Source organism: Bacillus cereus group sp. BceL220, assembly GCF_051776965.1.
GTDB lineage: Bacteria > Bacillota > Bacilli > Bacillales > Bacillaceae_G > Bacillus_A > Bacillus_A cereus.
Genome location: NZ_JBPWBC010000010.1, coordinates 177,720 through 192,480 on the forward strand (window position 1 = coordinate 177,720; position 14,761 = coordinate 192,480).

Below are 14,761 nucleotides of genomic sequence, written 5' to 3' on the forward strand. Positions count from 1 at the left end.
TTAGTGGAAAAGTTAAAAGTACTATTTCAAAACACTTTATATATAGCATACCCCCTACTTACTGGATTTGAGGGGAGTGAAAGAGTTTTAAATAAATGGCAACAATTCTATCAAGATGTAGAAAGAGATTTACATGGGATTTACAACTCAACTTATTCATCACAGACTTTTGAAAGGTTAGTGAAATGGGTTTCTAAAAAAGAAGCTTTAGGATTATCTGCGATAGACATTCTCCCAAAACTAGATAATCATAAGGAAGAAATTTTCGAATGTTTAAAAGACGATTTATATATGGAATTTGGGATTAAACTGCCTGTTGTCGAAAAAGAATTATCTTTAGATTCAAAGGCTAAGAGCGAGTATATAGAACGAAGTAATGCAGGGTTTATGTACCATTTATCAGATACCATTGCTAAGAATAAGTTTACAGATGATCAAGATAAAAATGTTCGTATTGCACAATTGCAGGATAAACAAAATAGTCTAGTGGTAGTATCATCCCACGATGATGGTGATATGAAATTACAAAGAGAAGAGCTTAAAAGGTGGAACACGCTAATTGATTCTACATTTTTAACTCGAGTAATGGATGATTTAACGGCGGACTGCCTTGATATTGTAACGGAATTATGGGTAAAGAGTGCGGAAAATGATAAGACTATTGTGCCTGTACATTACGAACAAATATTAGATATGTGTAATATGAAACAAATCAAGAATGGGAAGGCTTATTATCGAAAAGAAGACAGATTAAAGATTATGGAGCGTTTAGCTGCGCTTGCTAGTATTTTTATTTATGTAAATGAAGATAATGAAATCGTGATATTAAATGAAGAAGATCCAAATGAAAGCCTAGCCTATAAAAAGCAAAGAATTCGAAGGTTATTTGTAATGGATGAAATTATCATTGCAAAAGATATTGATACGGATAAAACATTAGGAATAGAGAGTATGAACGTTACACCAGGAAGCTTTTTATCAAAATATCTCTATGGCTCTGAAAAGCTAACAGGTTTATTATCAAAAAAAGCACTAGAGTATAATAGCAAGCAACAGAGATATCACAAAAGATTAACCAGATATCTAAGTTGGCGTTGGCGCATTCAACAATCCTATCAACATTTAACACATTCTTATAGTATTGGTGGTCCTAAAGGATTATTACAAGTAATGGAGATAAGCACGAATAGAAAACCAAGTCTAATAAGACAAGTTTTTGAAAAGACATTAGATGATCTTATGAGGGACCAAGTAATTCAAGAGTGGAAATACTCTCCCGAAATTGATGAAGAAAAATGTAGGGGGAAAAACTGGTTTGAAAACTACTGGTTAAAATTGAAAGTAATAATTTCTCCTACAAATGAACTTGTTAAATTACAACAAGAGTTGATCACTAAGAAAAGTAAGCAGCACGCACCATTGGTCATTGAGATGGAAGAAAAGCCACCGGTAATTGAAGGGCAGCCAATAAGCATAGTAAATCAAGAAGCCCCTAATAGTATTGAGTTTTATATTGAAAAGATGAACACGTATAAAGAGAAGAATAAGAAAAGTATTCGTGAGTTAGCGAAAGAAATAGATATTTCGTATTCAACGCTTTCAAGGATGTTATCCGGTAAAAGAAAACGATTAAATGATGATACGAAAAATAAGCTAGATAAGTGGATAGAAAGACAGGTAGTAGTTAATCTGCTGTAAACAATGATTTAAAAATAAATATATATAAACAAAAGGACTTAATCAAAGTAATGATTGATATTATCCTCTTTAGTTAGACAGTGTAAAAAAGACAATCAGGTAAAATGAACATGCGAACAGAAAAAGGGGTTAAGAAAGGATACGGGCTATGTGGAAGACTTTTATCAGTAATGTTTCAACAGATTTTCAATTTAAAGTTCCTGCAACTAAAGATGAAATATCCCAAATCAAAGAAAAACTTAATGTTGAATTACCTAATGACTTATCCAGTCTATTAAATGAAACCAATGGAGTGTTCGATGAATACGATTGTCTTTTCATTTGGTCAATTGAACAAATTCTTAAAGAGAACCTGAATTTACGAAGTTTTAACGATTTTAAAGATTTGTATATGCCTTTTGATTGTCTGTTGTTTTTTGCAGATGGAGGAAATGGTGACTTATTTGGGTATGCAATATTAAATGGAGTCATACAAAAAGATGATGTATATGTTTGGAATCATGAAAACGATAGCAGAACGTGGGTTGCCCCATCATTAAAAACATTTATTGAATGGTGGAATAATGGTACTATTACTGTTTAATTGCACTTTCTAATTAAGTTAACGGGTGCTTTTATTTAATATCAGATAAAAAGAGAACACATATTGTATATGACTAATATGTGTTCCCCTTTATTTTTAAAGCTTTTTATAATTTAGGTCTTGATAACATTTTGGAAAACTTATGGTTCTTTTTGTTTGCGGCAAAGTTATACCCCTGGATTTGAAGAATATTTTTAATGTCGTTTTTTAAATAAAATGACATTGCTTATAAAAGGGGCGTAATGTTTTGAATAAAGTCTCGACGTTTTGTCCCTTAGGATCTGTTTATCTAAAGGGATATTTTTATAGTTCCAAAAAAATCTGAACGGAAAGACCGATTAAGGAATTGTTGAGTAGCAATAAAGTTATTTCATTTTTAGAATGAGTTCTTTCTTTCTTAGAAAGACCTTCGTCACTATATTATTTAGATTAATTTGGTTGTATTCTCCAGTTCGAACAAATTTTAAAAAATAGTTGTAATTCATCTTGAATTGAAAGATGGATAAAAAATATCTTATTTTCTAGTTAAATTTTAGAAATGATAACTTTTTACACTTTTGGAGTAAAAACTCTTAAGTTTATAGGGATGTACGGTGACTGCCTTGTATGTTATTCAAGGATAGTACTTTATATAAGTATGCAATTGTACATATTCATATAAAGTACATAATACATAAAATCCCATAAAGTTATATCAAAAACATTTTTTCGTATGAACTTTATTAAGATTCAATAATACCAACAAATTTTATGTTTGATTATAGCAGTGAAATGGTATCAACCCCTGAAGTGATACTATTATGAAAACTTTTTGAATATAATTAGAAACAAACAAAAGATTTAATGTCAGAAAAATCAAACATAATATATACGATTTTCTAGTTTACTTATGAAAAATATAGTGATTAAAATGGGGGGGAAGTAAGGACCTTATATTCTATTAAAAATAAAGAAAAAAAACGAGATGCACTTACTCTTTTGAAAAAATTTTTTTCCTCAAGTGTGTGTGAAGAAATCCTAACGTTAGGTTGTACAACATTTACGATTAAAACTTGTAAAAAAACAATAGTGAAGAGGTGTAAGGAATGAAGAATAAAATTATGACAGGATTTTTAATAACATCAATTGCTACCGGGGCGACTATTCCTATCAATACTCTCGCAACGCCAATCGTCCAAGCAGAAACAAAACAAGATAATATAGATATTTCCTCAGCGTTACGAAAAATAGGTGCACACTCCAAATTAACACAAACCTTTATCGATGGAGCCTTAGCAAGTCCGAATGTACAACTTGAAGAAGTTCCATCTTTAAATACAACTCAATTTCTAATTAAACAAGATATGAAAGAGTGGTCATCCGAACTTTATCCCAAATTAATTCTATTAAATTCAAAAAGTAAAGGATTTGTAACTAAATTTAATAGTTATTATCCAACATTAAAAGGATTTGTAAATAATAAGGAAGATAAAGAAGGGTTTACAGATAGACTGGAAGTCCTTCAAGACATGACCATAACAAACCAAGAAAGTGCGCAACGTCAAATTAATGAGTTAACAGATCTAAAACTACAGGTAGATAAGAAGGTGAAAAATCTTGATACTGATGTGGCAAAAGCACAGAGTGTCCTTAATTCAGAGGGAACAGGAAAAATAGATAAGTTAAAAAATGAAATGCTAGATACAAAAAAATCAATTCAAAATGATTTACAGCAAATAGCATTATTACCAGGAGCCTTAAATGAACAAGGGCTAAAGGTATTCCAAGAAATTTATAGTCTATCGAAAGATATCATTGAACCGGCTGCTCAAACAGCAGTAGTAGCGTATAACAAAGGAAAAGAAATAAACAATGCTATTGTAGACGCAGAGAAGAAAGCAGAGCAAGAAGCAAAAGAAAAGGGAAAATCAGCTATAGAAATTGAGGCTGCCAAAAAAGAAGCACGTGAAGCAATAGAGAAAAGTAAAAAAGGTGAAATCGCTGCAGCTGCAGTTACAAAAACGAAAGAGTATGATCTTATGAAAGTGATTGATCCTGAAAAAATAAAAAAAACATATAATACTTTTGCTGAAATTAATAAACTAACAGCAGAGCAACGAGCATATTTAAATGATTTAGAGAAACAAAATCAGAAATTATATGACTTAACAACTAAATTAACAGTAGCAGATTTACAAAAATCAATGATTCTTTTCATGCAAAATGATTTGCATACATTTGCTAACCAAGTAGATGGAGAAATTGAGCTAATGAAACGTTACAAAGAGGATTTGCATCTAATAAATAATAGTATTACAAAATTATCGACTGAAGTTGATACCAATAACACTCAGTCTCAAAAAGATACATTAAGACGATTAAAAAGTGTAACAACTCAACTCGAAGAACAAGTTTATAAATTTTAATATTAAGAACATAGGTTTATAGAAAAGATTATATTACAACTGAAAATAAGGAGGAGAATCAAATAATGAAATTTCCATTTAAGGTCATAACTTTAGCCACTTTAGCAACGGTTATAACTGCTACGAATGGTAGTGCTATTCAGGCCCTTGCACAAGAACAGACAGCTCAAGAACAGAAAATAGAAAATTATGCGTTAGGACCTGAAGGATTAAAGAAAGCGTTGGCTGAAACAGGCTCTCATATTCTTGTAATGGATTTGTACGCAAAAACTATGATTAAGCAACCGAATGTAAATTTATCCAACATTGATTTAGGTTCAGGAGGAGGAGAATTAATCAAAAATATTCACCTAAATCAGGAACTGTCACGAATCAATGCAAATTACTGGTTAGATACAGCGAAGCCAAACATTCAAAAAACAGCACGTAATATTGTAAATTATGATGAGCAATTTCAAAATTATTACGACACATTAGTAGATACTGCAAAAAAGAAAGATAAGGTGAGCCTCAAAGAAGGAATAGGGGATTTAATCAATACAATTCATACAAATTCAAATGAAGTTACGGAAGTCATTAAGATGTTAGAGGCTTTTAAAACAAAGTTGTATACAAATACTGTAGATTTTAAAAATAATGTTGGTGGTCCAGATGGACAGGGCGGATTGACAGCTATATTAGCGGGAAAACAAGCACTAGTACCACAACTTCAGGCAGAAATTGAGAATTTACGTTCTACACAGAAATCACATTTTGATAATGTATTAGCCTGGTCAATTGGTGGTGGACTAGGAGCTGCTATTTTAGTTATTGGAACGATTGCAGGAGCGGTAGTAATTGTTGTGACTGGTGGTACAGCTACACCAGCTGTTGTTGGTGGTCTTACAGCTCTAGGAGCCGCTGGTATCGGTTTAGCAACAGCAGCTGGTGTCGAGGCATCTAATCATATGAATTCTTATAATGAAATTTCGAATAAAATCGGAGAATTAAGTATGAAAGCTGATCTGGCTAATCAAGCGGTTATTTCACTTACTAATACGAAAGACACGCTAACATATTTGTATCAGACAGTGGATCAAGCAATCATGTCTCTAACAAGTATTCAGCAACAATGGAATAAAATGGGGGCTAATTATAAAGATTTATATGATAATATCGATCAAATGCAAGAGCATAAACTTTCGTTAATACCTGACGATTTAAAAGCTGCTAAACAAAGTTGGAATGATATTCATAAGGATGCAGAATTCATTTCAAAAGACATTGCTTTTAAACAAGAAAAAACAAACTAAAAATTAATATATATTCATAGGAGGAATTAAAGTGAATAATAATTTTCCTTATAAACTACTTGCTGTATCGACGTTTTTAACCCTGACAACAACTACTGTAGTTTCTCCAGTAGCTGCTTTTGCAAGTGAAAGTAAAATAGAACAAACGAGTACTGAAGATATATCTCTTTCTGTAAACAGCGAAAAGATGAAAAAAGCTTTGCAAGATGCTGGGGTATTTGCAAAATCCATGAATGATTACTCTTATTTGTTAATTAATAATCCAGATGTTAACTTTGAAGGAATTGATATTAAAGGATATACAAATCTACCTAGTCAAATTGTACAAGATCAAAAGAATGCAAGAGAGCATGCTACAAAATGGGATGCGCACATAAAAAAACAACTTTTAGATACCCTGACAGGAATTGTAGAGTATGATACCACATTTGACAATTATTACGATACATTAGTAGAAGCAATTAATGAAGGAGATGCAGATACATTAAAAGAGGGCATTACAGATTTACAAGGTGAGATTAAACAAAACCAAGCATATACACAGAATTTAATACAAGAACTAGCTAAGTTAAGAGATAGTATTGGAGAAGATGTCCGAGCATTTGGAGGTCATAAAGATATCTTGCAATCGATTTTAAAAAATCAAGCATCTGGAATAGATGAAGATGAAAAACGCCTAAATGATGTTTTAGAGCAAATAAGACATTTTAAACAAGTAGAATCGGATGGAATAATAACTGTATCATATCCTTCAATCCCAACATGGATTGCTGGAGGTGTGATGATAGGGGTAGCAAGAAATAATTTAGGTACGTTAGAGCCGTTATTAGCGCAATTACGCCAAACCGTAGACTATAAAATAACATTAAATCGTGTAGTTGGAGTTGCGTATAATAATATTACTGAAATGCAAAATGCAATTGGATCAGCTATTAATGCTCTTACCTATATGTCAGCACAATGGCATGATTTAGATTCTCAATATTCAGGAGTGCTTAATCATATTGATAAAGCATCCCAAAAAGCAGATCAAAATAAATTTAAATTCTTAAAACCTAACCTGAATGCAGCGAAAGACAGCTGGAAAACATTACGAGCAGATGCGTTTACATTGAAAGAAGGAATAAAAACATTAAAAATGGATCCTGTTTCTTCAAAAAAATAGGGAAGTACTGTTTTATTGTAAAGTTTTCTAAAATATAGAGACATTAAAAACATACTGTTAAATTATTAAATGATTCGTTATATACTAAAAAGGTGGGGGTGTATCAAGAGCTTCACCTTTTTTTCTTGCATTGAAAATAAAGATAGTTTAATATACAGATATATTTATTGTTTAATTGATTCCGTTTATTCCCATACTTTTTTGTGTTGTGGTTGAGTTGTAGATGCAAGTTGCATCTTATTTCAATTATGAAAGGGCTTCTTTGAGCCGATTAGTGTATATATAGCTTATTTTACTATGCACATTTTTAATCGACTTGAAGAAGCCCTTTTTGTGTTGTCTTCAAGTTAGAAGTTATTGTATAGCCAGCACTTTAGGCGATTATTTTATTACCAAGGGGGAAACACCATGGAAAAATCACAAGGAAATTTACAAAATAATGTTCATTTACATGACATTGTTGAGAATATTAAAGAACTAGCTAATCCTTTATGGATCAGTTCTGTATCACTGCTACAGGCGCACAATCAAAACTTCAAAACGAAAGCTACGACATTTATGAATATTACTATTTCTGATTTAAGAGATTTAAAAGTAAGCTTAAGTCTCATTTATGCAGCAAGGAAACGAATGAACAGGATATGAGGTCTGTTCTTTTTTTATTACTTTTTTGAGGGATTATTATGCAATTTACTATTAACCGTACATTATTTATCGAAAAATTAGAGAAAGCTAGTGTTACTGTAGACGTTAAAAACCCAATACCCGCATTACAAGGTGTTTTATTAGATTGTAATTCAAAGGGAATGATTCTAATGGATTCAGACGGTACAGAAACAGTAAAATTAGTAACTCGCTTTAATGTAAACAGTGGGGATTGTACTGAACCGGGGAAGATGCTTTTTGCAGCTGCTCCGGTACTTAAAACGATTAAGAAATTCAAAAGTGAATTCATCGGTCTTGAACATAAAAACAATGAGCTAAAAATCTTAGAAAGTAAGAAGAAACAGCTCCAAGTCAATTAAGTTGTTCCGAATTAGCTGCTTCAGAACCACAGCGCGTTATTACAAACAAATTCGCTGCATTGTCTGTTTCATAGTTTGTTAATGAACTTTTTGATGAGGAGACTGTATCAAATCACTATATCATTTTCCAAGATCAAAAAGATTTTATGAAAGCAGCGCCAATTGGAGAATAATGATATAGGAGAGGACAAAATGCGAGTGTATCAATTAGATTCCACTCAATTACAATATACATTAACACCAACAAACATGTGTGATGTTGTTCTACAATACTATCAATATAAACAGTATACCGTTGTATCTGTACTGGATTTATCCAAGCATGATTCTGAAATGATACCATTACTTCTGGCTTGTTTAGCAGAGGCTTTGATTCATTCTAATCCGGATTCTTTTTTAGCTAAGGATGATTCTGATCTCTTATATTGGTGTAGAAAGAACTTCAAAGGATTTCATAGTATTTCTGATGGTAGATTCTTGCGAGACTTCAAGCAGGTATACGAATGTTATCAAGCATTGCATAACGTTGGAAAACAATAAAAAAAATATATATAATAGCAGGGAGAAGAGAAACGCATGTATAATATACTTAAACGTCAATTTAATTACATTATCCGAGGGGTGATTCGGATTAACGAAGAGGTAAAAAGGGAATTGGACCTATTGGTGCAAAAGATTCGTGAAACTGTGTCTTCTGTCCAAAAAATCATCCTTTTTGGCTCTCATGCATATGGCACACCAAATGAAGACAGTGATTTTGATCTCTGTATTATTGTGGAAGGTGTAGGAGAAAGAAAAAGGGAAGTCATTAATCGTATCAATTGGGGGATTTACGATGTAATGGAAACACCAGTTGATATTTTAGTGTATGGACCAGAAGAGTTTCAAGAACGTGCTAATCGCAATGTAACCATGGAGCATAAAATTGCGCTAGAGGGGAAGGTTCTATATGAGAAATACTAAGGATCTAAAAGAGTGGCTATCCATAGCAAAATCCGATTTAGATTCTGCTATTTACTTATCTGATATGAAACCTTTCCCCACTGCAATTATTTGTTATCATAGTCAACAATGTGTGGAGAAACTCCTAAAAGGATTTCTTGCACTAAACGGTAGGCCAGTCCCTAAAACTCATAACCTTTTAATGCTGCATAAATTTTGTTGTAGATTAGATGAGGAGTTCTCATTGATTTTAGAACAATGCGTGCAGCTGAATGGTTATGCTACAGACATTCGTTATCCGTATTTTGAAGCCCTTACTGTTCAAGATGGGTTAATAGCTATACAACATGCTCAAAAAGTAATTCGTTTTTATAAAGAGACCTTAAACAAGCTAAATATAAATGAAATCGTAATCGATTAAATATAGAGGAAATACATAAAAGAGAGTGCCTTACTAAGGGACTCTCTTTTTCTATCTCAAAAAGAGGAGGAATGCCCCATACATAACAAAATAAAATCTTATTTTGCTAGGGGCTAACAATATAATTATGGACATTTATACACAAATTAAAGAGGAAATGAAAAAAGTCTATTTATCTCGCGATTGCTGTTTTGTAGGTTATAGCGGGGGGAAAGATAGTTCTGCTATGTTGACATTGCTATGGGATGCGATTTCCGAGCTGTCGCTACAAGATCGTACAAAACCTATTCATATATTAACTTCCGAGTTTGGGGTAGAAACACCTGTTATGACTGCTTATATCTCACGTACATTAAAGAAAATCCAAAAGAGTGCGGATAAGCAAAACCTTCCGTTTATAGTACATAGTGTGAGACCATTAATGAAAGATTCATATTGGTATAAACTACTAGGTAGAGGTGTTCTTCCACCAACAGGAAATAGTAGACTACGATGGTGTACTGATTCCCTTAAAGTTAAACCCATGCAACGTAAGATGAAGGATATACTAATAGATTCCCAAACTAAAAAAGTAGTAGACTGCTTTGAAGAGTATGATGGAGTCCTTGCGTTAGCCGTTCGTAATGAAGAAAGCGCACGTAGAAGACATAGTATACAAAAATATGCAGTAAGTAACGAATCTTTATTTTCACGTCACAATGACATGAAAAATATACTTTGCTTTAATCCAGTCAAATTCTTAACCGGTGATGAAGTATGGATGTTGCTTTTAGATAGAGGGGTACTGCCTTTTGGTGTGGATGTAGAAGAAATGAGTATACAATACGGACAAGCTATGTTTGAATGTGGCATAAAAACAGGTGGGAAACAGCAGGGAAATGCTTGTGGAGCTGCAAATTCGCGTAGTGGCTGTTGGACTTGTCTGATGATGAATGGTGAGGATAAAATGCTAACCCAGCTAATAAGCGAAGGATATACAAATTATGCTTATCTACAATCATGGAAAAGCTTCTTACGCTCCATTAGAAACGATATTCGTTATCGGAATGTAATGAATAGGCGAAGTCTGCAAACACTCCTTAAAAACGAAAATAAAGGGGATTCGGACTTGTTTTCAATTCAAAATCATACTGAATATGATTATATTATGTTTGATCGCACAGAAAAAGGAGACTATGCACCAGGAGGGCTTACGGTAGAAGGTAGAAGAATGCTTTTAGATGCTCTTAGCCACTTATAAAAATCTTTAATATCGTAAGCATAACGTTCAATTGTGGATTGTTTCCGTCCTTTTTCTGTTAAGTAAGCAGAAAAGGCTGCTAATGTTTCTTCTAAATTAATGTTTTCGCTCATTATAATCACCTAATTTCTTAAGATTTATTATAACAGAACATAAGTAAAAGACCTGCTACCGCCCTTTGCTACGCACGGTTGCTGGCATCTCCAAAACGCAAACGGATAAACAACCCTTTGCGTTTTGGAGATGTTGATTATTATCTATAAAGTAAAATAAATAGGGTTATCATAATACTCCAAAAAGGAACTACAAAAACTAATCCCCAAAATACCCCTTTGAAAAATTTAATCTCGTTATAGGTATCCATATCTATGTAAGTCGTATCTTTAAGTACAGTCATGTTTAGTCCTCCAAATATGAATTGTTTACTAAAATAAAAAAAGGACAAACCTCGCCCTGGTTGGGATACGTAGGTTTGTCCTTTAGTATGTGGGTAATGATATGTTTTATTACCATTATTATAACGTAATTTACAAATATTTTCAATTAGGTCGGACATCTTATTAATAAGCATACTAGCTGTATTAAAAATCTATTATAAATATATATCTTATATATTAAAAAGAAATATAGATAAAACTATTATAGGTTATCAAAAATAGGGGAAAGATCTACTCCCACAAGGGAAAACTTGATGTTAGAACGTAAAAAATCATAAATAGTAGAAAATGTATCCGGAAATTCAATGATTATTAGACTATCAATTCTACAAAAAAGCATAAAGGGAATCATATGTTTCTACATGAAATCGGAAAGATATTGATACAAATCACTTTATATTTATCCGAATAGGAAAATAGGCTTTATTTTCTTTATTTTGGTAAATGAAGCAGTATCTAAAGTCGAATTATCCACATTTTGTTCAGAAAATGTAGCTATTTGCTAACATAACTCAGTATTTACACATGATTCACATTATTATTGATGATTTTTATTAGATAAAATGAACGACACTATTATTATCAAGAGTATTGAGGAAATATTATTCACATTGGATCATATTTGTCCTCATATCCACTATTTTTATAATTTTCCTTTTGATTTTTTGTAGGTATTATATGATAGGTTTTAATACATTAGAAGAATACTCCCTAGTGTTATGTGGAGAGTTAAATATTGCTAGAATCGAATTTGTATAGAATTGCATAAAAAAAGACTCCATTTTATATGAAGTCCTTTCGATTTGGTATTTATAAGTAGAGTAGCAGAAATGGATTACTAATCAAACAAACACGAATAGCCCTCTACTTTCGATTTTTTCAAAAATAGAGAGCTCATTACTATTATTTTATTTCCATTGCGGTTAGCACCTGATCTGGAGCTGTTATTGTTACACCGGCACGTACTAAACGTTCGAAGGTACGCATAAACTCTAGTAAATTAAACTGTTTTGGTAGCTCAATCACACGCAGTTGTTCTTGCGGTAGTTTATCGAGTACTTCAATAAACCATTCACGTACATCACTTGGAATTGTGCGTTCTTTATGGCCACGAACTTTTAGTTTTTCACGCATTTCAATTTCTAAAGCGATATATGCATGGAGATTCACTCCCTGATCATATGCATATTTCCTAAATAACGTTTCTTCCTGGTATTTCAGATAATTACGGTGATAAGATTCTTCTGTTACTGGTACCGCAAACTTCTGCTTCAATAATGCATGCACATTTTTGAACATCTTTTTAATGTTACGAAGAGAGTACATGGAATAATGTAGGCCGAAATTAAAGATAGCTTGCTCACGTTCGCTATTTCTCTCTTTTGGTATATGTTGCGCAATAAGAGGATAGATACCTTCTTTTGCTGCTGTATCGAGAATTTGATATTGAGATGTTTGATGCAATAGTTTCTTCAATGTATATACAATTTTCGTTGGATATCCTTCTTTTCGATCAACCATGTCACGTAGTCCACGAATGACACTGCGAATTTGACGGTGACAAGTATGCTTTAAGACATGAATGAATTTATTCATGTCTGCAGACAGTTCACCGATATTCATCTCTTGTAGGACTGCTTCGATAAATTTCGCTTTTCGAGCATAGGTAGCTTTTGGTGTAAATGGATCCCTGTGTTGTTCTTCTCCAGCTTCTTTCGAACATAAGAAGTCTGAATGGATAGACAGATATAATGTCGTATATCGTTTTGTATGCTTTACACCTTTTTGCATTTTGCAAATTTTGAATAGGGGATTCCCCGTACATGGTAATGCGGTTGTTAATTCCTCGATAACCGCACGAATCTGATGCGGATATTTTTTATGTAAGAAACGATACATCCCACCGAAGTGAGTTTTATTTCCTCTTTCGTCTTGCTTGTCCAAAGAACGCTTTAATGTTGTTTCCGTATGTTGTTGCATCGCAATATCTAAGAATAATTTCTTAGCTGCTACAGATAGTTTAAAGAAAGCCTTTGTAAATACAACAGGACTAATATATACGTATGGATTTGCTTTTTCTGTTTCCTCGTTCATAAAATGAGTCAGTTTGATTGTATATCGGCCATCTAAGCCATTTTCAATAGAGATAATGTTATGTAAGCTTAACTTTTTCAAAGCGATATAGAATTGAGAATGCTGAATGTATGCAAGCTCTTCTTTATATTGCTTGTAATCTTCCCACATCATATGTATGGTTACATTGGGAATAACACCATTAGTAAAGCATTTCTTATGCAGATATAAGAACACTTCTAGATCTGCATTTGTAATGCCGTATAATTTATGCTTCCTTCCCGCTTTTTCTGCAAGTGTAGATATTGCTCGACGTGAAAAAGATGGTTTAGCTTTTTCAACAAAGCCTTCTACGTCAGCAATGCGATCTTCGTATGTCATGTGCTGTAGAATATCTTCTAAATAAGTATCTTTATAACTGTAGTACTTCTCCTCAAATGCTTCCACAAGCTTTTGCCAAGATTTGATTGTTACTAAAACTGCGTTTGTTGCTTCCCCATTCAAGCTACGTTGATTACGTATCACAAATGATTTCCCCATCTTTTTCACCTCCGTTCTACAAATTCAGAAATATATGCCAAAATACTATAAAATATACCAATTTTGATTATAGCAAATCGAAAAATGATGAAAGGTGCTCCTTTAAGAAGAAAAATAGCAACTTGCAACACCTTATAAAGCTAGTTGTATCAAGGGATAAGAGAATTTCATGAATTTTTTTTGTGTTAAGGATACCGCAAACGTGTTGCATGTTGGATGATAAGTGTATGAGTACGTAAGAAATCCTCTAAACCCTTGATATATATGGATTTAGAGGGAATACGCTAAGTGATTTAGGGTGAGGATACCGCAAACATGTTGCAAGTTAGTGAACGCAATCATTAAAAATGAATTGTAATAATTATCCTTGATATAAAAGGATTTGTTGGCATTTATGGAATGAAAGTAGGGAAAGGATACCGCAAACAGTGTTGCATCTTGTGAGGGAAATAAGGGCATGCATACCGCAAACGTGTTGCATGTTGGGTGATATGTATAAAAGTAAATGGAAAAGTACCTAAACCCTTGATATATAAAGGATTAGAGTGAAAATAGTAGGGTATTTAGGGAAAGGATACCGCAAACATGTTGCATTTTATGTATGTAACTTACTCAAAATATGAGAAAAATAGCTTAAAAACTTTAAAATGACATGATTTTTTTTAAATTACTTGGTTGAGAAATAAATTATACTGTTGCAAGTTGAAAGAAATAGGGAAAGGATACCGCAAACATGTTGCAAGTTGATTAGAAATAGGTAAAAGAAAGAGCAACCGTGTTGCAAGTTGAAGAGTTAAGGAAAGAAAGGCGCAAAAGAAATGCAAGTAAGTAGAAATAGGTAAAAGAAAGAGCAACCGTGTTGCAAGTTGAAGAGTTAAGGAAAGAAAGGCGCAAAAGAAATGCAAGTAAGTAGAAATAGGTAAAAGAAAGAGCAACCGTG

The 14,761-nt window shown here is 32.8% G+C and carries 11 protein-coding genes and 5 pseudogenes; 12 read left to right on the forward strand and 4 right to left on the reverse strand.

Features of this window, described 5'->3' with window-relative positions:
• The first annotated feature begins 3 nt into the window (after nucleotides 1–3).
• From ACS2FK_RS22795 to ACS2FK_RS22850, 12 genes and pseudogenes are all read left to right on the forward strand, one after another.
• The gene (locus ACS2FK_RS22795) at nucleotides 4–1,698 is read left to right on the forward strand and encodes a helix-turn-helix domain-containing protein (RefSeq protein WP_063549647.1); all 1,695 of its coding nucleotides are present in this window, start codon (nucleotides 4–6) and stop codon (nucleotides 1,696–1,698) included.
• A gap of 148 nt (nucleotides 1,699–1,846) precedes the next feature.
• Nucleotides 1,847–2,281, forward strand: a complete 435-nt coding sequence (locus ACS2FK_RS22800) for an SMI1/KNR4 family protein (RefSeq protein WP_063549649.1) — start codon at nucleotides 1,847–1,849, stop codon at nucleotides 2,279–2,281.
• Nucleotides 2,282–3,366: 1,085 nt separating this feature from the next.
• Complete coding sequence (gene hblC / locus ACS2FK_RS22805) at nucleotides 3,367–4,686, forward strand: hemolysin BL lytic component L2 (RefSeq protein WP_063549651.1); 1,320 nt, start codon at nucleotides 3,367–3,369, stop codon at nucleotides 4,684–4,686.
• A gap of 62 nt (nucleotides 4,687–4,748) precedes the next feature.
• Nucleotides 4,749–5,978: a hemolysin BL lytic component L1 gene (gene hblD, locus ACS2FK_RS22810; RefSeq protein ID WP_080469979.1), complete on the forward strand. Its 1,230-nt coding sequence runs from the start codon at nucleotides 4,749–4,751 to the stop codon at nucleotides 5,976–5,978.
• A gap of 31 nt (nucleotides 5,979–6,009) precedes the next feature.
• A complete protein-coding gene (hblA, locus tag ACS2FK_RS22815) occupies nucleotides 6,010–7,143 on the forward strand; it encodes a hemolysin BL binding component B (RefSeq protein WP_063549655.1) in 1,134 nt (377 codons plus the stop codon).
• A gap of 408 nt (nucleotides 7,144–7,551) precedes the next feature.
• A pseudogene (locus ACS2FK_RS22820) lies at nucleotides 7,552–7,767 on the forward strand (hypothetical protein); the annotation flags it as partial.
• Nucleotides 7,768–7,826: 59 nt separating this feature from the next.
• A pseudogene (locus tag ACS2FK_RS22825) lies at nucleotides 7,827–8,153 on the forward strand (DNA polymerase III subunit beta); the annotation flags it as partial.
• A pseudogene (locus ACS2FK_RS22830) lies at nucleotides 8,144–8,341 on the forward strand (ThiF family adenylyltransferase); the annotation flags it as partial. The pseudogenes ACS2FK_RS22825 and ACS2FK_RS22830, both read left to right, overlap by 10 nt.
• A gap of 19 nt (nucleotides 8,342–8,360) precedes the next feature.
• Complete coding sequence (locus tag ACS2FK_RS22835) at nucleotides 8,361–8,708, forward strand: hypothetical protein (protein ID WP_063549661.1); 348 nt, start codon at nucleotides 8,361–8,363, stop codon at nucleotides 8,706–8,708.
• 36 nt (nucleotides 8,709–8,744) lie between these two features.
• Nucleotides 8,745–9,131 carry a nucleotidyltransferase domain-containing protein gene (locus ACS2FK_RS22840; RefSeq protein WP_063549663.1) on the forward strand — a complete coding sequence of 129 codons (387 nt, stop codon included), beginning with the start codon at nucleotides 8,745–8,747 and terminating at the stop codon, nucleotides 9,129–9,131.
• Complete coding sequence (locus ACS2FK_RS22845) at nucleotides 9,118–9,531, forward strand: HEPN domain-containing protein (RefSeq protein ID WP_063549665.1); 414 nt, start codon at nucleotides 9,118–9,120, stop codon at nucleotides 9,529–9,531. The genes ACS2FK_RS22840 and ACS2FK_RS22845 overlap by 14 nt, the downstream gene beginning before the upstream one ends.
• Nucleotides 9,532–9,655: 124 nt before the next feature.
• Nucleotides 9,656–10,768, forward strand: a pseudogene (locus ACS2FK_RS22850) (phosphoadenosine phosphosulfate reductase); the annotation flags it as partial.
• On the opposite strand, the pseudogene ACS2FK_RS22855 reads toward ACS2FK_RS22850, so the two are convergent.
• The 4 genes and pseudogenes from ACS2FK_RS22855 to ACS2FK_RS22870 form a co-directional block, all read right to left on the reverse strand.
• Nucleotides 10,738–10,884 (reverse strand): annotated as a pseudogene (locus tag ACS2FK_RS22855) (integrase); the annotation flags it as partial. The pseudogenes ACS2FK_RS22850 and ACS2FK_RS22855 sit on opposite strands and share 31 nt — an antisense overlap.
• Nucleotides 10,885–11,024: 140 nt before the next feature.
• Nucleotides 11,025–11,168 carry a hypothetical protein gene (locus ACS2FK_RS22860; RefSeq protein WP_176530813.1) on the reverse strand — a complete coding sequence of 48 codons (144 nt, stop codon included), beginning with the start codon at nucleotides 11,166–11,168 and terminating at the stop codon, nucleotides 11,025–11,027.
• 943 nt (nucleotides 11,169–12,111) lie between these two features.
• Complete coding sequence (locus ACS2FK_RS22865) at nucleotides 12,112–13,821, reverse strand: hypothetical protein (protein WP_063549667.1); 1,710 nt, start codon at nucleotides 13,819–13,821, stop codon at nucleotides 12,112–12,114.
• 747 nt (nucleotides 13,822–14,568) lie between these two features.
• A partial coding sequence (locus ACS2FK_RS22870) for a hypothetical protein (protein WP_438899797.1) occupies nucleotides 14,569–14,761 on the reverse strand: 193 nt, incomplete at its 5' end.

Coding starts and splice junctions, on each gene's coding strand:
- ACS2FK_RS22840 (WP_063549663.1), top strand. CDS start 8,745: ATGTATAATATACTTAAACGTCAATTTAATTACATTATCCGAGGGGTG.
- ACS2FK_RS22800 (WP_063549649.1), top strand. CDS start 1,847: ATGTGGAAGACTTTTATCAGTAATGTTTCAACAGATTTTCAATTTAAA.
- ACS2FK_RS22860 (WP_176530813.1), bottom strand. CDS start 11,168: ATGACTGTACTTAAAGATACGACTTACATAGATATGGATACCTATAAC.
- ACS2FK_RS22865 (WP_063549667.1), bottom strand. CDS start 13,821: ATGGGGAAATCATTTGTGATACGTAATCAACGTAGCTTGAATGGGGAA.
- ACS2FK_RS22845 (WP_063549665.1), top strand. CDS start 9,118: ATGAGAAATACTAAGGATCTAAAAGAGTGGCTATCCATAGCAAAATCC.
- hblC (WP_063549651.1), top strand. CDS start 3,367: ATGAAGAATAAAATTATGACAGGATTTTTAATAACATCAATTGCTACC.
- ACS2FK_RS22835 (WP_063549661.1), top strand. CDS start 8,361: ATGCGAGTGTATCAATTAGATTCCACTCAATTACAATATACATTAACA.